Genomic DNA, 16,390 nt, shown 5'->3' on the forward strand with positions numbered 1-16,390 from the left:
CAAATTGCTCAAAAATCCAACTCAGTTAAAATTTAGTTACTCTTAATTTGAATCTTCGTAACAAATCGACCTTGCAAAAACCAGCTACGCTTATGACGCAATGGCATTATCACCTGAGGAAAACATGAAACAATCACCATCGATTTCAAACAGTGACAACGATGTAGAGAGTGATGAGAAGGAGCAAGGTAAGGAGATAGAAGTCGATGAAGATGCCCTGCCCTCGCAGGCTGCGGCGATTCATGAAGAGATCCGCCAGGATGGGGAAAAAGAACTCGAGCGTGACGGCATGGCGCTGCTCTGGTCCGCGGTTGCGGCGGGACTGTCAATGAGCGCTTCGCTGATGGCGAAAGGCATTTTTCAGGTCCATCTTAAAGGCGTGCCGGGCGCATTTTTACTGGAAAATTTGGGTTATACCTTTGGCTTTGTCATCGTGATTATGGCGCGCCAGCAACTGTTTACCGAGAATACCGTTACCGCCGTTTTGCCAGTGATGCACAAACCGACCGGCAGCAACTTTGCGCTGCTGTTACGGCTCTGGTGCGTGGTGCTGCTCGGCAATCTGATTGGCACCGCATTGGGGGCGCTGGCCTTTAATCATATGCCAATATTCGACGATGCGACGCGTCAGGCCTTTACCGCCATCAGTGAAAAAGTGATGGTGAACTCCCCAAGCGAAATGTTCGCTAATGCGGTGATATCAGGCTGGATTATCGCCACCATGGTGTGGATGTTCCCGTATGCGGGTGGCGCAAAGATTGTAGTGATTGTGATGATGACCTGGCTGGTGGCGTTAGGTGATTTAGCGCATATCGTGGTCGGTTCGGTCGAGGTGCTGTATCTGGTGTTTGCGGGCACGCTGCCGTGGTACGAATTCTTCTGGCCATTTGCCTTGCCTACGCTGCTTGGCAACATCACGGGCGGTACGCTGATATTTGCGTTGATCAGCCATGCGCAGATTCGTAACGATATGAGTGAAGCGGCGAAAGCCAAAGCGCGTGCGGAACAGAAGCGGAAAGAGAAGCAAAAACAGGCGTAAGCCTGGTCTTAAATTGCTGATAGATTGAGCAAACAACCGCTGCATAGTTAAAATCAGGTTCGCGGTGCGCTATACTGCGCGCCCGGCGTCTCCTTAGTTAAATGGATATAACGAGCCCCTCCTAAGGGCTAGTTGCAGGTTCGATTCCTGCAGGGGACACCAGATTTTCATCGTTCTCCCGCCTAAAACAGCCATCTCGCCAGAGCAAGTGTCAGTCCAGCGGTGCTCATTATTCCCGCCACAATCCATTTCGTTTGTTGATTTATCGCCTGATGAAGATCGCTTTTAGTGGCGTAGTTCGATTTAATCACCGCGATATCCGTTTTCATCAGCGCCATATCGGTTTTGATATCGTCGATATCCGCTTCAAGCTTTGAAACGCGCTTTTCCATGTTCACTCCTTGATCATCAATTCACTCAAAACAACCAGCGAGCCAGTGCCAGCGTCATACCTGCGGTACTCAGCATCCCCGCGACTATCCATTTTGTCTGCTTGCTCAACTCCTGATGAATTCTCCCAATATCCTGATGCACTTTGCCGATCTCCTGATAAAGATCGCTCTTGGTGACGTAATTCGACTTGATCACCGCGATATCCATTTTCATTTCATGAATATCCGCTTCCAGCTTTGACACGCGCTTTTCCATAATTACAGCCTCTTGTAACTTGTCATTGTAATCAATGCGATAGCTTAATTTTCCTGCAAAGCATCCTACTCCAAAATCCATGGAAAAAATGCCTCACTGAGTTTGAGAATGCCTAATTGAGAGATGTGTTCAGAAAAAAAAGGGGTTCTTGCAGCCGATTACAACGTTTTAAAAGTGAGATCGTAATCAGACTTGATCGTGGCGCCATGCCGATGGCGTCACGCCATGCAGCTGACGGAAGCGGTTACTGAAGTGACTTGAGGAGTGAAAACCGCAGCGCATTGCGATTTCTGTTAGCGTTAAACGGCTGAATTTCAGCAGCTGCAGCGCAGCATCCATGCGGCGACGCATCACATATTGATGCGGGGCCTCGCCAACGCTGCTGCGGAACATGCGGGCAAAATGGTATTCGCTCAGCGCCGCTTCGGCTGCCAGTTGCGCCAGCGTTAATGGCTGATCGAGCTGCGCATCAATATACGCCATGACTCGCCGCAACACGGCGGGCGCCAGTCCGCCACGCACCTGCGGCGCTTGCCATTGCACATCGCTGTAGCGTTGCAGCAGATGCGTCATCAGCAACGTTGATGCGCTGCTGAGCATCAATTGGTTCGCCGGCTGTTGCCAGTCAGTGCTCAGCAAGAAATGGCGATAAAGTTGGGTGATGCGATCGTCCGCCGCGAAGATCTTTTCATGCAGATTGAGCTGCGACGGACTGCGATCCCAAATCTGCTCGCCCAAATGCCGCAGATGTTCGTCGGTGCAATAGAGATGCACAAACGACAAATCGGCGCGAATATCCCACACCGATTCTACCCCGCTGGGCATCAGGCAAAAGCGATCCGGGCCGCCGCCGTTGCGCCAGCCGTTTTGGGTTTTATGCCAGGTTTCATAGCCGTCTGCGGTATACAGGCTCAGCGTGTGATGATCGCTAAGATTGGTGACGCGATCGCCGCTGTTAAACCAGGCCGCCAGCTTAATGCCGCTCGACAACTGTACACTGTCGCGCAGCTGCGCTTTGTGGCGCTGCAGCATGTTGAAGGTCTGGTAATCGGCCATGGTTCATATCACTCGAAGTTCATGAGCGCCCAGTTTACGGATCTCCGCAGACAGAAAACAGGTCACAGCCGGACACAGAAGTAAAAAGCGCAAGATTTTGCAATTGCCGCGCAAAAACGTGCAAGCCGCATGTTGCTTTTCACGCCACACTGCGGGCCAGATTATGTCGGAGAGTGCGTTATGAATGTGATGTTATACCTTGCCGTGGTGATGATTTGGGGAACCACCTGGATTGCCATTTTCCTGCAGCAGGAAGCGGCCGATACGCCCGTTTTGGTGGCGGTATTTTGGCGTTTCTTACTGGCATCGCTGGTGATGCTGGTGATCCTCAAACTGCTGCGTCGGCTGCGAACGCTGGATAAGCGCGATCATCTGCTTTGTCTGCTGCAGGGCTGCTGCGTATTTGGCTTCAACTTTGTCTGCTTCTATCATGCTGCCGCGTGGATCAGCAGCGGACTCGAGTCGGTGATATTCTCGATGGCTGTACTGTATAACGCGCTTAATAGCTGGATCTTCTTCCGTCAGCGCCCATCGTTTCGCCTGTTGCCAGCGGCGGTGCTTGGCCTGGGCGGTATTGTCGCACTGTTCTGGAATGATATTCAGGCGGCGCATCCGGCTCCACAGTTGCTGTGGGGCGTGGGCCTCAGCGCGCTTGGCACGCTGGGCTTCTCCTTCGGCAATATGATTTCGCTGCGCCATCAACGCCGTCAGCGTGATGTGTTAACCACCAATAGCTACGCGATGCTGTATGGCGCTTTGGTGATGGCCGCAATGGCATTAATTAACGGCGATTCGCTGGCGCCAGCGCTGAATATGCAATGGTTAGGCGCGATGAGCTACCTGGCGATATTTGGTTCGGTCGTGGGATTTGGGGCCTACTTCACGCTGGTGGGCCGTATTGGTGCCAGTCAGGCCGCTTACAGTACTTTGCTGTTCCCGCTGGTGGCGCTAACGCTCTCCACGCTTTATGAAGGTTATCACTGGCATAGTAATGCGATTATCGGATTGGTGATGATTCTGGCGGGGAACATGGTGATGTTTGTACGCTGGCCGACGATGGGCCGATTACGGACCGCATAAATAACGAGAGCGGGCATTGCGCCCGCTCTTTTGTTCCTCTAGCGCCAGCCCTGAACGCCGATATTGAGCTGGTGAGGTTTAGTTATGGCTTTTCTGGCAATCCAGTAAAGCAGGACGCGTTCATCATCTTTGTCGCGGTCGGCCATTGCCAGTAATTTCAACGACAACGTGGATTTATTCACTGGTTGATGCTCATCGCTTAACTCGATCACCGCCTGACCGATAATGCAGCAAACCTCATCCTCATTTGACGCGGATTCATATGTTCGGTCTTTCATATTTCCTCCTTTTGAATGAATTCTAAGCCTGGCAAACATCCACAACTTTGCAGGCGATACGGCGCGATCGATACAAACACTTACAGATGGTTACCCGTAGCAACCGCTACGGCTTAAATGACATCACTTACTGTCATCACAATGCCATTCATACCCGCTTTACTGCATTTGTTCCACCATCCGGTTCATTCACGCCTCTGCATCCCCCGCACGCGCGAGAGCAATTTATTATCTCCACAGATTCCGCTTTCTCGAGTGAGAGATAAAAATGACAACAGCAACCCCCGCGAATGACCAACGTACCCGCATGCTCACCCTTATCGGCACTATTATCACCCAGTTCGCTTTGGGCTCGGTTTATACCTGGAGCCTGTTTAACGGCCCGCTGGCAAATAAGCTGAATGCGCCGATCAGTGAAGTGGCTTTCTCGTTCGGTTTACTCAGTCTTGGCCTGGCGATTGCGTCATCGCTTGCCGGGAAATTGCAGGAGCGCTTTGGCGTGCGCAACGTCACCATCGGTGCGGGCATGCTGATGGCGGTAGGTTTCTGGCTGACCGCGCATGCCGATAATCTGATGATGCTCTACCTCAGCGCAGGGATTCTGGTGGGATTGGCCGATGGCGCCGGTTATCTGATGACGCTCTCTAACTGCGTGAAGTGGTTCCCGGAGCGCAAAGGGCTCATTTCCGCCTGCTCGATTGGTGCGTACGGTTTGGGCAGCCTCGGCTTTAAATTCATCTGCGGCGCACTGCTGAGCTCACAAGGTCTGGAGAATACCTTCATGATCTGGGGCGTGCTGGCGATGAGCATGATTATTGTCGGCGCGTTGCTGATGCGTGACGCACCGATGCAGAAGAACAGAGGTAATACGCAGCTGGAAGCCAAAGATTACACGCTGGCGCAATCGGTGCGTTTACCGCAGTACTGGATGCTGGCGCTGATGTTCCTCACTGCCTGCATGAGCGGCCTGTACGTGATTGGCGTGGCGAAAGATATCGGTGAAGGCATGGTGCATCTGAGCGCGCAAACCGCCGCCAATGCGGTCACGGTGATTGCAATTGCCAACCTCAGCGGCCGTCTGATTCTTGGCGTGCTCTCGGATAAAATGGCGCGCATCCGCGTGATTACGCTGGCGCAAATCGTCTCGCTGCTGGGCATGAGCATTTTGCTATTCACCCATATGAGTGAATCGACCTTCTTCCTCTCCTTAGCTTGCGTGGCCTTCAGCTTCGGCGGCACCATTACCGTGTTCCCATCGCTGGTCAGCGATTTCTTTGGCCTGAACAACCTGACCAAAAACTATGGTCTGATTTACCTGGGCTTCGGTATCGGCAGCGTGCTGGGTTCGCTGGTTGCTTCCGCCTTTGGCGGCTTCACCGTCACCTTCAGCCTGATTATGACCTTGCTGGTGATTTCGCTGGTGTTGTCGCTGAGCATCCGTCTGCCAAATCGCCAAAACGTGGCAGAACCTTTACTGCATAATTAAGTTCGCTGGGATGCCGCATTAATACGCGGCATCCCATTTCTCCACAATTGATCCACAATAAAACGTTAATTGAGAACCACTATTATTAAGCCTTGCCTTTCGGAGTAATCTCGTTATTACTACCAGGCATTCAGCTTATTCCGATTGGTTTATTTTACCCCGCGACTTTTTTAGCATTTAATTGACACACTCCGTAATACATTCCGTAATAACTCTACATTTACTGCATCTTCACTCCACTATTCCCCTGTAATCTGGCGTCATTGGAACAGAGGAGGACTCTCCATGAAGAAAGTGATTAAGCTTGCATCGGTTGTAGCCATTATGACGATGTTGAGTGGCTGTATTATCGATCATCATCGTGGAGGCGGCGGCCCAGGCTGGGGCCATCATGGTGGTGGTGGCGGCGGCTGGCATCATGGGCACGGCGGTTATGGACACCGCAGATAGTTGGGCAAAGCACACACAGCAAATAATAAGAAAATAAAAAGGGCGGGAAATTATCCCGCCCTATTTTTTTAGCTTTTTACCGCGTAATTACATTGATACCAGGCTTTCTTTAGTCCGGGCAAATGGCTATTTTGCGACGGCAGTGATTCCACCTTATCAAATCCACGCTGGCTGCAATAATTCGCAAGGTCGATCTCCATTGCGTCTTTATTCAGCGTGTGCGGATCGTAACGATACTGCACGGTATTTGAGCTGGTATCTTCATCAACACGCTCAAATCCTCCTGGTTTGCTGACGCTACAACCCGCCAACATAAAAAGCGCCAATGCGCTAATAAGCATTTTTTTCATTAGGGTTTCCTCTTGAGCGTTGCAGTCTAAAAGGCAACGCCGCGCTTATCTATAGGAATAAAGCGCGAAATGTCCGGGATTAGTGAAGCTTTCGCCAATCAAATCGATAAAACCAAACGGTTTCACTTATCAAGGTAAGGGTGCGATTATCTGTTCAGACAAAACGAAGTCTGCACCACACCAGGTGAATTAATAATAAACATACTGATAATGACCTTCATGCCCGCGCTGAGCGGGCTTTTTTTTTTGCCTGCTAACCGGTAAGGCTGACCATCTTACGTAAAAGATTGGCCGCTTGTTTGTCAGGCAATGCGAGAATGCCGCTATAGAGATCAATCGACATCGCGCACATTGCGCCGCGATCAACCGCGGTATCCGCCGGCATATTCAGCTGTTGCAGCCGATCGCCCCACTTGCCATACAGTTTTTCCACCACGCTTTGTAAATCGCGCTGCGCCGCAGCCTGATCCAGCGGCTGTTCATTGCCGGTACTTTGCTGCAACAGCGTTTCGAGTGCTTGCGCATCGCGCTGATTCAGTTCCGGTGACAACACCTGTTGCAAATTGACGCCGCCATTCACCTGCGGATAGAGGAAACGGAAGCAGCGCTGCGGTTCCTGCTGCTGCAACGCCCGCATCTCCTCGACCGAGACGCGGATGTAATCAATGATCGCCGCATCGCTGGCGAGCGTCAGACGCTGATTAACCAGATCCATCAACCAGCCGCGCATATCCCCCAGCGCCTGATTGGCGGGAACACCTTCCAGCCGTTTATGCAGCAGCTCGCGATTAAGCAACTGCCACAATGCGGGTTCCTGAATTTTTAGCAGACGATAACCGGGCGCAAGGCTGAGTTGGGTTGCGACCTCTTCCATCAGCGCCTGCCGCTCCTGACGTGGATGAAGCCAGCTGAACCACAGTAAATTCGCCAGTATTAGCGGCAAGATAAATAACAGCACGCCTTGCCACAGTCGCAGCGAGGTGGTGCGCACCAGCAGAATAATAATGATCGCCAGCAGCGCGAACGCCGCTAGCGTAATCGGAAAAAGCGAGAGCATCGAGCGGGGTTAATCCTTACGCACATCAATTAAAACGGGGCAATTGGCGCGTTCAATCACCGCAGCGCTGACCGAACCTTTCAGCAGACGATTAAACGGCGACAGATGACGGCGTCCCATGATGATCATGCTGGCATGCAAAAGTGTGGATTGCGCCACAATGGTTTCCGCCGCTTCCCCCGCCAGAATCAAACCCTTTGCCGCCACGCCCGCGCGCAAAAGCGGCGCCAGCGCGTGACGCACCACCATTTCGGCGGTGTTCTGCTCATCTTTCGCCGCCACAAAATCATCCGGATCTTCACCGGCATCAATCTCAATCGGTTGATTGCAGGAGGAGTATGCGGGATCAACGCAGCACAGCACCGTGACCTGTGCCTGATGCGCCAGCGCTTGTTCAATGGTCAACGCAATCACTTTTTCCGCCACCGGAGAGTTATCGATGGCCATCAGCAAGGTTTTCATCAGTTGGTTATCCTTCCACAGCGGTCATTTTGCCAATTTCACGAATCAAGGCTTCTTTGCACTTGATGATTTGGTCACGATAATGCGCTTCCTGCTTATGAAAACGCGCGGTCGGCACCAATAATGAGATGGAGAAGCGGCCAAACAGCGTATCAATGGCGACCGCCATGGTCGAAATGCCCTCCAGCGTCTCACCGCGATCGATCGCCAATCCGCTGGCGCGTACCTCGGCAATCAGCTCCAGCAATTGCGGCAGCGTTTTCACCGTCATCTCGGTTAACTCTTTATAGGCTTCGCCCACCATCACGCGCACATCTTCATCGCTCTCCAGCGCCAGCAACGCGCGGCCGCCCGATGTGCTGTAAAGCGGCAAATTCAGCCCAATGCGCGGCACCACGCGCAGTTCGCGCGAGGCCACCACATAATGCACGATAGCCAGCTGCGTGCCGCTGGCCCGCGCCAGCGATACCGTTTCGTTAATCTCTGCAGAGAGTTGTTCGAGGAATGGACGCACGATTTCCACCACGTCGCTGTGCACGCTGGAGATCAGCTTGAGCAGCGCCGGACCAAGACGTAACCCGCCGGCACCGCTGCTGCGCACCAGCTGTGCGCTGTCCAGCGCACCAATAATGCGCTGCACCGTCGAGCGCGGCAGATCAACCACCTGCGCAATTTCACCCAAACTCATGCCGCCGGGATGCTCACCCAGCGCGTTCAGAATTTTTGCCGCACGCGCGATGACCTGAATGCCACCCGCTTTTTCATCCTCACGGCTTGAGGGAAGTTCAACCATGATGCGTTCCTTTTTGGCCTGCCCTACTTTAACGCGAATGATCGCACTTTTACACCCTGTATCACATTGCAATACAGCATATCGATATGTAAGATGCCATCTGTATCACATCGCAATACACTGCATCAACACTATAACGAGAAGCCTGCTATGAACGCCCAGCCCATTGCGGCTCCGGCCCCCCATCCGTTTACTCTGCGCCTGGCGCTGGGATTGGTTGGCGTGCTGATTGCCGCGCTCACATCGGGATTAAACGATCGCGTCACTGATATCGCGTTAGCCGATATCCGCGCTGCCATCGGCATCAGTTACGATCAAGGCAGCTGGATCATCTCCGCGTATCAGGCCGCTGAAGTGGCGGCAATGATGATTGCGCCCTGGTTCGCCGTCACCTTTTCGCTGCGCCGCTTTGCGCTCACCGTCTCCGCTGGTTTTATGCTGAGCGGTCTGCTGCTGCCGCTGATGCCTAACGCCACGCTGTTTATCGCCTTGCGCGTGGTGCAGGGGTTATTTGGCGGCGCGCTGCCGCCAATGCTGATGACCGTTGCGCTGCGCTTTCTGCCGCCGCCGATCAAATTATACGGTTTAGCCGGATATGCGCTGACCGCCACCTTCGGTCCGAATATGGCCGCTTCGCTGGCGGCGTTCTGGACCGATGACGTCAGCTGGCTGTTTGTCTTCTGGCAAGTGGTGCCCGCCATGCTGATTGCCATGCTGCTGATTAGCTGGGGTTTGCCGCAGGATCCGCTGCGCCTTGAGCGTTTTAAACAGATCGACCTGTTCGGCATGCTGACCGGCTGCTCCGGTATGGCGCTGTTGATTCTGGCGCTGACGCAGGGCGAGCGACTCGACTGGCTCGAATCGCCGTTATTTTGCGGCCTATTATTCAGCGCGCTGGCGTTGCTGACTGTGTTCTTTATTAATGAATGGTTTCATCCGCTGCCGCTGTTCAAATTGCAGATGCTGGGACGGCGCAATCTCGCGCACGGCTTGCTGGTGCTGGCGGGCGTGCTGATTCTGTCGCTGTCAGGTTCGGCGCTGCCGTCGGCCTATCTGGCGCAGGTGCAAGGCTTCCGCACGCTGCAGTTCGCCCCGCTGGCGTTGACCATCGGATTGCCGCAGTTGCTGATCGCGCCTTTTGTTGCCGCGCTACTGAATATTCGCTGGGTGGATTGCCGCTGGATGTTGACAGCGGGCGTAGCGCTGTTGGTGACGTCCTGCCTGATGGGCATGCACATCACCACCGATTGGGCGCGGCAGAATTTCTGGCTGATGCAGATTTTGCAGGCGTTCGGCCAGCCCATGGTGATTTTGCCGGTGCTGATGAGTGCCACCAGCGTGGTTGCACCACCAGAAGGCCCCTTTGCCTCGGCGATGTTCAACACGGTGCGCGGTTTCTCCAGCATCGCCGCCAGCACGCTGGTGGAATGGTTTATCAGCCACCGTGAAAAATTCCACTCCAACGTGCTGGTCGATAGCGCCGCCAGCCGTTCATGGCTGATGACGGCGCCGAACAGCGCACAATCCAGCAGCAGCGCGCCGTTGCTGCCGGACGGCAGCGTCAGCAGCGCGGAAAATCTCAGCGGCTTCGCCACCTTGCTGAAACAGCAGGCGATGGTGCTGAGCCTGAGTGATTGCTACCAGATGCTGATTGCCTTCGCCGCCCTGCTTGTACTGTTAACCGCCTGGCTGCCAAAACGCGTCTGGCCACCACAAACACTGATTCAACCTGTTACGACGACGTCGAGATAATTGATATGCAAGCTTTTGCTTTGAAGAGAACGGTGCTGTTGAGCGCCTTATTACTGGTGTTATTAGCGATGGCCTTTTTTGTCTGGTCATCGATGACCGGCAACGATCACCGCACCACCGATGCCTATGTGAATGCCGATTATACGCTGGTTGCGCCGAAAGTTTCCGGCTACATCGCCAGCGTCAACGTGCAAGACAACCAGCGCGTAAAGGCCGGCGAACTGCTGGCGACACTCGACGATCGCGATTACCGCGTGGCGTTAGAGACCGCGCAGGCCAATTTGCAGGTCAGCGAGGCGAAGCGTTTGAGTAGCCAGGCGCAGCTGGAACAGCAGCAATCCACTATCGACCAGGCGAAGGCCACGTTAGCGGCGAGCCAGGCTTCAGCGCAGTACGCCGGACAAAGCGCCGCGCGTTACAACCAGCTGTATAAAAGTGGCACCATCGCCGCAGACGATCAGCAAAAAGCCAACTCAACGCAGCGATCCGCTTCGGCTACCGTCCGCCAGAGCGAAGCGGCGCTAGCTTCCGCCGTCAAGCAAGTTGGCGTGCTACAAGCTGCGGTGCGTCAGGCCGCTGCCGATGTCGCTGCCGCGCAGGCCAGCGTCGATCAGGCGCAGCTCAATCTTTCCTACACGCGGATTGTGGCGCCGGTGGATGGCATGGTCGGTCAGCGTTCGGTGCGCCTCGGCGCCTACGTTAGCGCAGGCACGCGTTTGCTGGCGGTGGTGCCGCTGCAGCAAACCTATATCACCGCTAATTATCTGGAAACCCAGTTGGCGGATGTGCAGCAAGGGCAGAAAGTGAGCGTGAAGGTGGATGCCTTGCCGGGCAAGGTATTTAGCGGTCGCGTCGATAGCATCGCCCCAGCAACGGGTGCGACCTTTTCCGCCATTTCGCCGGACAACGCCACCGGCAATTACACCAAAGTGGTACAGCGTTTACCGGTGAAAATTGTGCTTGATGAGAACCAGCTGGATCTGGCAAAACTGCGCGTGGGAATGTCGGCGATACCGGAGATTGAGACCCGCTGAAAATGTGAGCGATATCTCAGAAGCGGCCTATTTATTTTTGGGACAATTCCGCGTAAATTAGCCCTCGATCCTGTTCCGGGCTTGCCCGGAGCGACCTGAGAAGAAAGCGTGTAGCGATGATGAACTCCACCTTTCTCTTATTCTGTTCGGGTTACGCGGGTTTGGGATCGCCCGCCGGGTAGCCGCTCAGAGGAGTTGTTTTGTGAGATACGCTTTGATGGGAATTTCTTTCTTCCTGTTGCTTTGGGTCGGTACTTTTGTACTGATGCTGTAGAGCCGCCAGGCGGGGCGACGCTGAGTCGCCCCACTTAATGGTTATTCCTCTTCTTCTTCCAGCGCTTTCACCGTTCCCGGCAAAATGCCATCGGCACGGAACATCGATTTAATCCCCCGCACCGCCTGACGAATACGATCGCTGTTTTCAATCAGCGCGAAACGCACGTGGGTATCCCCGTAATCACCGAAACCGATGCCCGGCGAGACGCACACTTTGGCCTCCTGCATCAGTAATTTGGCGAACTCCAGCGAGCCGAGATGCGCGTAGTGATCGGGAATTTTCGCCCAGACGTACATCGACGCCTTCGGCAGATCGACCATCCAGCCCGCTTCGTGCAGGCCTTTCACCAAGACATCACGACGGCGTTTGTACTGTTCAGCAATATCGCGCACGCACTGTTGATCGCCTTCCAGCGCCGCAATCGCCGCGACCTGTAGTGGCGTGAAGGTGCCGTAATCGTGATAACTTTTGATGCGCGCCAGCGCGGAGACCAGCTCTTTGTTACCGACCATAAAGCCGATGCGCCAGCCCGCCATGTTGTAGCTTTTCGACAGGGTAAAGAATTCTACCGCCACATCACGCGCGCCTGGCACCTGCATAATCGACGGCGCTTTCCAGCCATCGTAGGTGATATCAGCGTAGGCGAGATCGTGGATGACCAGCACGTTGTACTGCTTCGCCAGCGCGATGACGCGCTCAAAGAAGTCGAGCTCAACGCATTGCGCTGTAGGGTTCGACGGGAAGCCGAGAATCATCATTTTCGGTTTGGGATAGCTTTCGCGAATCGCCCGCTCCAGCTCGTTGAAGAAATCAACGCCCGCTACCAACGGAACAGAACGCACCTGCGCGCCGGCAATGACCGCGCCGTAAATGTGAATCGGATAGCTGGGGTTCGGCACCAGCACGGTGTCGCCGTGGTCGAGCGTGGCCAGCATCAAGTGCGCCAAACCCTCTTTGGAGCCGATGGTGACTATTGCTTCCGATTCTGGATCGATCTCTACCTGATAACGGTCTGCGTACCAGCGCGAAATCGCGCGACGCAAACGGGGAATACCTTTCGAGGTTGAGTAACCGTGCGTGTCTTCGCGCTGCGCCACCTGGCAGAGTTTTTCGACGATGTGCGGCGGCGTCGGGCCATCCGGATTGCCCATCGAAAAATCGATGATGTCTTCGCCGCGCCGACGCGCAGCCATCTTCAATTCAGCGGTAATGTTAAAAACATACGGGGGAAGGCGTTCAATACGCGAGAAACGACGGGGTGTGCTGTTATCAGCCATGATGTCCTCTGGTTTACGTAAGCGCCCGGACCGTCCGAGCGACGTGGGTCACTGTGGTGACCGCACCAAGAACATAACGCGCTGATAACAAGATTGTCGAGAGCAGACGGAAATTTTTTTAATGTTGCGGATTCAGGCGGCCAAACACCCAATCGCTTACCCATTGGTCGTTTAGCAGATAATTATCCCGCAGCGTACCCTCAAGGACGAAACCATTCTTCTCCAGAATGCGGCGCGACGGCCAATTCCCCTCAATCACCATCGCTTTCAGCTTATGAAATTCTGCCTGTAGCAAAAACTGGCACAGCGCGTCGAGCGCTTCACTGCCATAACCCATGCCGGTAAACGCCGCGCGCAGCATGTAACCCACTTCGGCCTGACGATAAGGATGCCACTCGGCGCTGCAGCCAAACAGGCCAATCGGCTCGCCGGTTTCCCGGATGCGCGCCACCAGACACAGCATATGAAAACTGCTCGCCTGCCACGGCGCCAAACGCTCAGTAAAGCGTTGACGAATATCGTTTTCATCCGGAATTTCACTGACCCACGTCATGGTCGTGCGGTCCTGATGTACCGCTTTGAAAATCCGCCAGTCTTCAGGTTGAAGCCGACTGAGGGACAAACGTGGCGTGAGTAATTGCATGGCTAAGCTCCCCTTTTTATCCGGCAACATAGCAAACCGGCGTATTGACAACCAGCGATCGGCGCACGCTTTCGCTAATCCTCTTTTTGTTCCTCAAGTTTTCCTCTTTTGGCGGATGTCGCTATTTATGGCGACCAGGCATGCTCAAAATTGATCCCGGCTACGAGAAAGGTCTGCAGATTGCCGTGGCGCTGGCGGATCCTGACCACATTTTTTATCATAGCCTCCCGTTTCTTGCCTGAGAGATGCCCTTGCCTTCCCACTTCGACATGCTGCTGGCGGTTTTTGACCGCGCGGCGCTGATGCTGATCTGTCTGTTCTTCCTCACGCGCACGCGGGTGTTTCGTCAGCTGTTGCAAAAAGATGAGCATTCGGTGCGAGAAAAACTGGTGGTGACGGCAATATTCTCGCTGTTTGCGCTGTTCAGCACTTGGTCAGGCATTAACGTCGACGGCTCGCTGCTCAATGTGCGCGTGATTGCGGTGATGTCCGGCGGCATTCTGTTTGGTCCGTGGGTGGGCATCGCCACCGGCGTGATTGCCGGTTTACATCGCTATCTGATTGATATGGATGGCGTCACGGCGGTGCCTTGCCTGATCACCAGCATCATTGCTGGCATCGCTTCGGGCGTGATCAACCGCCGGGTGAATAAAGAGCAGCGCTGGCGCGCCGGTATTCTTGGCGGCATGTTGTGCGAAAGCCTGACCATGCTGCTGATTGTGCTGTGGGCCAAGCCAATGACGCTGGGCCTGGCGATTGTGTCCGAGATTGCGCTGCCGATGATTCTGGGTGCCTCAAGCATCGGTTTAATCGTGCTGCTGGTGCAGAGCGTCGAAGGTGAAAAAGAGGCGATTGCGGCGCGTCAGGCCAAGCTCGCACTGGAGATCGCCAACAAAACATTGCCGCTGTTTCGCCAGGTTGATAGCCAGTCGCTGCATAAAGTGTGCGATATCATCCGCACCGACATTCACGCCGATGCGGTCGCCATCACCAATAACAAACAGATTCTCGCCTATGTCGGTTACGGCGAGCAGAACTATCACAACGGCGATGATGCCATCAGCCCGACCACCGCGCAGGCGATCGCCAGCGGTAAAATCATTATTAAGAACAACGACGAGGCGCATCGCACCAAAGATATTCACTCGATGCTGGTTATTCCCCTTTGGGAAAAAGGGGAAGTGACAGGCACGCTAAAAATCTATTATCGCCGAGCGCATCGCATCACCGGGTCGCTGAAAGAGATGGCGATTGGGCTGTCGCAAATCATCTCCACCCAGCTGGAAGTCTCGCGGGCTGAACAGCTGCGTGAGATGGCGAACAAGGCAGAATTGCGCGCACTGCAGAGCAAAATTAACCCGCATTTCCTGTTTAACGCCCTGAATGCTATTTCCTCTTCGATTCGCCTTAATCCAGACACCGCGCGCCAGTTGGTGATCAATTTGTCACGTTATCTGCGTTACAACCTCGAACTCAACGATGACGAGCTTATCGATATCAAGAAAGAGTTGTGGCAGGTGAAGGATTACATCGCGATTGAGCAGGCGCGTTTCGGCGATAAGCTGTCGATGATTTATGACGTGGATGAAGATCTGCACTTCACGCTGCCCAGCCTGCTGATTCAGCCGCTGGTAGAGAACGCGATTGTGCACGGCATTCAGCCTTGCCGCGGCAAAGGCGTAGTGACGCTGAGCGTGAAGGATTTAGGCGATCGGGTGCGCGTTGCGGTGCGCGATACCGGTGATGGCATCAGCGATGATGTGATGAGCCGCGTGGCGCGAAACGAGATGCCCGGCAACAAAATTGGTCTGCTGAATGTGCATCATCGCGTTAAGCTGCTCTCCGGCCAGGGTTTGGTCATCACCCGCCATCATCCCGGCACGGAAATCGCCTTTACGCTTAGCAAGAATGGCCAGCGGCTGCCTGCCCCGCTGCGCCCCACCACGGAAACCGCCACGTGAAAGCCATCATCGTTGAAGACGAGTTTCTCGCCCAGCAAGAGTTAAGCTGGATGATTCAGCAACATAGCCAAATCAGCGTTGAGGCCTGCTTTGATGATGGGCTGGAAGTGCTGAAATATCTGCAGAACCATCGTGTGGATGTGATTTTCCTCGATATCAACATTCCTTCACTTGATGGCATGCTGCTGGCGCAAAACATCAATCAGTTTGCTCATAAGCCATTGATTGTGTTTATCACCGCGTGGAAGGAGCATGCGGTTGAAGCGTTTGAGCTGGACGCGTTTGACTACATTCTCAAGCCGTATCATGAGTCGCGCATCATGACGATGCTGCAAAAACTGGAAGCCAGCGCGCAACAACAGTTGCAACCACCAAACGCAGCGGCCAACTCGCCACAAACCGTCAATCTGGTGAAAGATGAACGCATTATCGTCACCGATATCAACGAGATCTATTACGTTGAGGCGCATGAGAAGTTGACGTTTGTGTATACGCGCCGCGAGGCCTATGTGATGTCGATGGTGATCAGTGAGTTTTGCAGCCGTTTACCGGAACAGCAGTTCTTCCGCTGCCATCGCTCTTACTGCGTCAACCTGAGCAAGATTCGTGAAATCGAGCCATGGTTTAACAATACCTATTTGGTGAAGTTGCGTGATTTGGATGCGCAGGTGCCGGTGAGTCGCAGCAAGGTGAAAGCCTTTCGGCAGTTAATGAGATTATAAGGCGAACGGCGGATGCCGCTCGCCT

At 54.1% G+C, this 16,390-nt stretch carries 18 protein-coding genes and 1 tRNA gene; 9 read left to right on the forward strand and 10 right to left on the reverse strand.

The window, feature by feature from the left end:
• Nucleotides 1–124: 124 nt before the first annotated feature.
• Together FCN45_RS13540 and FCN45_RS13545 are read left to right on the forward strand one after the other, a co-directional pair.
• A complete protein-coding gene (locus tag FCN45_RS13540) occupies nt 125–1,039 on the forward strand; it encodes a formate/nitrite transporter family protein (RefSeq protein WP_137386225.1) in 915 nt (304 codons plus the stop codon).
• Between the two features lie 87 nt (nt 1,040–1,126).
• Nucleotides 1,127–1,201, forward strand: a tRNA-Arg gene (locus FCN45_RS13545).
• Between the two features lie 20 nt (nt 1,202–1,221).
• Here FCN45_RS13545 and FCN45_RS13550 read toward each other — a convergent pair.
• From FCN45_RS13550 to FCN45_RS13560, 3 genes are all read right to left on the reverse strand, one after another.
• A complete protein-coding gene (locus tag FCN45_RS13550; protein ID WP_137386226.1) occupies nt 1,222–1,431 on the reverse strand; it encodes a hypothetical protein in 210 nt (69 codons plus the stop codon).
• 25 nt (nt 1,432–1,456) lie between these two features.
• On the reverse strand, nt 1,457–1,768 hold the full coding sequence (locus FCN45_RS13555) for a hypothetical protein (RefSeq protein ID WP_246862529.1): 312 nt from the start codon (nt 1,766–1,768) through the stop codon (nt 1,457–1,459).
• Between the two features lie 105 nt (nt 1,769–1,873).
• Nucleotides 1,874–2,743 (reverse strand): AraC family transcriptional regulator, encoded by an 870-nt coding sequence (locus tag FCN45_RS13560; protein ID WP_137386227.1) that lies wholly within the window; start codon nt 2,741–2,743, stop codon nt 1,874–1,876.
• 180 nt (nt 2,744–2,923) lie between these two features.
• Between FCN45_RS13560 and FCN45_RS13565 the strand changes: the two genes are divergently transcribed.
• Nucleotides 2,924–3,823 carry a DMT family transporter gene (locus tag FCN45_RS13565; protein ID WP_137386228.1) on the forward strand — a complete coding sequence of 300 codons (900 nt, stop codon included), beginning with the start codon at nt 2,924–2,926 and terminating at the stop codon, nt 3,821–3,823.
• A 38-nt stretch (nt 3,824–3,861) separates the two neighbouring features.
• On the opposite strand, the gene FCN45_RS13570 is transcribed toward FCN45_RS13565, so the two are convergent.
• Complete coding sequence (locus FCN45_RS13570; RefSeq protein WP_008101313.1) at nt 3,862–4,101, reverse strand: hypothetical protein; 240 nt, start codon at nt 4,099–4,101, stop codon at nt 3,862–3,864.
• 268 nt (nt 4,102–4,369) lie between these two features.
• Between FCN45_RS13570 and FCN45_RS13575 the strand changes: the two genes are divergently transcribed.
• A complete protein-coding gene (locus FCN45_RS13575; protein ID WP_137386229.1) occupies nt 4,370–5,587 on the forward strand; it encodes an MFS transporter in 1,218 nt (405 codons plus the stop codon).
• Between the two features lie 518 nt (nt 5,588–6,105).
• Here the strand turns inward: FCN45_RS13575 and FCN45_RS13580 are convergent.
• From FCN45_RS13580 to FCN45_RS13595, 4 genes are all read right to left on the reverse strand, one after another.
• On the reverse strand, nt 6,106–6,387 hold the full coding sequence (locus tag FCN45_RS13580) for a membrane lipoprotein lipid attachment site-containing protein (RefSeq protein ID WP_008101319.1): 282 nt from the start codon (nt 6,385–6,387) through the stop codon (nt 6,106–6,108).
• Between the two features lie 253 nt (nt 6,388–6,640).
• Entirely contained in the window at nt 6,641–7,444 is an 804-nt protein-coding gene (locus FCN45_RS13585; RefSeq protein WP_137386230.1) for a hypothetical protein, read from the reverse strand.
• A 9-nt stretch (nt 7,445–7,453) separates the two neighbouring features.
• Nucleotides 7,454–7,906, reverse strand: coding sequence for a universal stress protein (locus FCN45_RS13590; protein ID WP_101763602.1), 453 nt, complete (start codon nt 7,904–7,906; stop codon nt 7,454–7,456).
• A gap of 7 nt (nt 7,907–7,913) precedes the next feature.
• The gene (locus FCN45_RS13595; RefSeq protein ID WP_137386231.1) at nt 7,914–8,699 is read right to left on the reverse strand and encodes an IclR family transcriptional regulator; all 786 of its coding nucleotides are present in this window, start codon (nt 8,697–8,699) and stop codon (nt 7,914–7,916) included.
• Between the two features lie 150 nt (nt 8,700–8,849).
• On the opposite strand from FCN45_RS13595, the gene FCN45_RS13600 reads away from it, so the two are divergent.
• From FCN45_RS13600 to ypdK, 3 genes are all read left to right on the forward strand, one after another.
• Nucleotides 8,850–10,451: an MFS transporter gene (locus FCN45_RS13600; protein ID WP_137386232.1), complete on the forward strand. Its 1,602-nt coding sequence runs from the start codon at nt 8,850–8,852 to the stop codon at nt 10,449–10,451.
• A gap of 5 nt (nt 10,452–10,456) precedes the next feature.
• The gene (locus FCN45_RS13605) at nt 10,457–11,485 is read left to right on the forward strand and encodes an HlyD family secretion protein (RefSeq protein WP_137386233.1); all 1,029 of its coding nucleotides are present in this window, start codon (nt 10,457–10,459) and stop codon (nt 11,483–11,485) included.
• A 202-nt stretch (nt 11,486–11,687) separates the two neighbouring features.
• Nucleotides 11,688–11,759 carry a membrane protein YpdK gene (gene ypdK, locus FCN45_RS13610; protein WP_099686956.1) on the forward strand — a complete coding sequence of 24 codons (72 nt, stop codon included), beginning with the start codon at nt 11,688–11,690 and terminating at the stop codon, nt 11,757–11,759.
• Nucleotides 11,760–11,800: 41 nt separating this feature from the next.
• On the opposite strand, the gene alaC is transcribed toward ypdK, so the two are convergent.
• Both alaC and FCN45_RS13620 read right to left on the reverse strand, forming a co-directional pair.
• The gene (alaC, locus tag FCN45_RS13615; RefSeq protein WP_008101332.1) at nt 11,801–13,039 is read right to left on the reverse strand and encodes an alanine transaminase; all 1,239 of its coding nucleotides are present in this window, start codon (nt 13,037–13,039) and stop codon (nt 11,801–11,803) included.
• Between the two features lie 118 nt (nt 13,040–13,157).
• Nucleotides 13,158–13,682, reverse strand: coding sequence for a GNAT family N-acetyltransferase (locus tag FCN45_RS13620; RefSeq protein WP_137386234.1), 525 nt, complete (start codon nt 13,680–13,682; stop codon nt 13,158–13,160).
• Between the two features lie 269 nt (nt 13,683–13,951).
• Here FCN45_RS13620 and FCN45_RS13625 point away from each other — a divergent pair, with 269 nt between their 5' ends.
• Both FCN45_RS13625 and FCN45_RS13630 read left to right on the forward strand, forming a co-directional pair.
• Nucleotides 13,952–15,643 carry a sensor histidine kinase gene (locus FCN45_RS13625; protein ID WP_110866529.1) on the forward strand — a complete coding sequence of 564 codons (1,692 nt, stop codon included), beginning with the start codon at nt 13,952–13,954 and terminating at the stop codon, nt 15,641–15,643.
• Nucleotides 15,640–16,365 carry a LytTR family DNA-binding domain-containing protein gene (locus FCN45_RS13630; RefSeq protein ID WP_137386235.1) on the forward strand — a complete coding sequence of 242 codons (726 nt, stop codon included), beginning with the start codon at nt 15,640–15,642 and terminating at the stop codon, nt 16,363–16,365. Before FCN45_RS13625 ends, FCN45_RS13630 begins: the two co-directional genes overlap by 4 nt.
• Nucleotides 16,366–16,390 lie beyond the last annotated feature (25 nt).

Origin of the sequence: Pantoea sp. SO10 (genome assembly GCF_005281435.1) — a bacterium.
Classification (GTDB): domain Bacteria; phylum Pseudomonadota; class Gammaproteobacteria; order Enterobacterales; family Enterobacteriaceae; genus Pantoea; species Pantoea leporis.

Coding starts and splice junctions, on each gene's coding strand:
- FCN45_RS13585 (WP_137386230.1), bottom strand. CDS start 7,444: ATGCTCTCGCTTTTTCCGATTACGCTAGCGGCGTTCGCGCTGCTGGCG.
- FCN45_RS13550 (WP_137386226.1), bottom strand. CDS start 1,431: ATGGAAAAGCGCGTTTCAAAGCTTGAAGCGGATATCGACGATATCAAA.
- FCN45_RS13625 (WP_110866529.1), top strand. CDS start 13,952: ATGCTGCTGGCGGTTTTTGACCGCGCGGCGCTGATGCTGATCTGTCTG.
- FCN45_RS13565 (WP_137386228.1), top strand. CDS start 2,924: ATGAATGTGATGTTATACCTTGCCGTGGTGATGATTTGGGGAACCACC.
- FCN45_RS13555 (WP_246862529.1), bottom strand. CDS start 1,768: ATGGATTTTGGAGTAGGATGCTTTGCAGGAAAATTAAGCTATCGCATT.
- alaC (WP_008101332.1), bottom strand. CDS start 13,039: ATGGCTGATAACAGCACACCCCGTCGTTTCTCGCGTATTGAACGCCTT.
- FCN45_RS13580 (WP_008101319.1), bottom strand. CDS start 6,387: ATGAAAAAAATGCTTATTAGCGCATTGGCGCTTTTTATGTTGGCGGGT.
- FCN45_RS13595 (WP_137386231.1), bottom strand. CDS start 8,699: ATGGTTGAACTTCCCTCAAGCCGTGAGGATGAAAAAGCGGGTGGCATT.
- FCN45_RS13575 (WP_137386229.1), top strand. CDS start 4,370: ATGACAACAGCAACCCCCGCGAATGACCAACGTACCCGCATGCTCACC.
- FCN45_RS13605 (WP_137386233.1), top strand. CDS start 10,457: ATGCAAGCTTTTGCTTTGAAGAGAACGGTGCTGTTGAGCGCCTTATTA.
- FCN45_RS13540 (WP_137386225.1), top strand. CDS start 125: ATGAAACAATCACCATCGATTTCAAACAGTGACAACGATGTAGAGAGT.
- FCN45_RS13570 (WP_008101313.1), bottom strand. CDS start 4,101: ATGAAAGACCGAACATATGAATCCGCGTCAAATGAGGATGAGGTTTGC.
- FCN45_RS13590 (WP_101763602.1), bottom strand. CDS start 7,906: ATGAAAACCTTGCTGATGGCCATCGATAACTCTCCGGTGGCGGAAAAA.
- FCN45_RS13560 (WP_137386227.1), bottom strand. CDS start 2,743: ATGGCCGATTACCAGACCTTCAACATGCTGCAGCGCCACAAAGCGCAG.
- FCN45_RS13600 (WP_137386232.1), top strand. CDS start 8,850: ATGAACGCCCAGCCCATTGCGGCTCCGGCCCCCCATCCGTTTACTCTG.
- FCN45_RS13620 (WP_137386234.1), bottom strand. CDS start 13,682: ATGCAATTACTCACGCCACGTTTGTCCCTCAGTCGGCTTCAACCTGAA.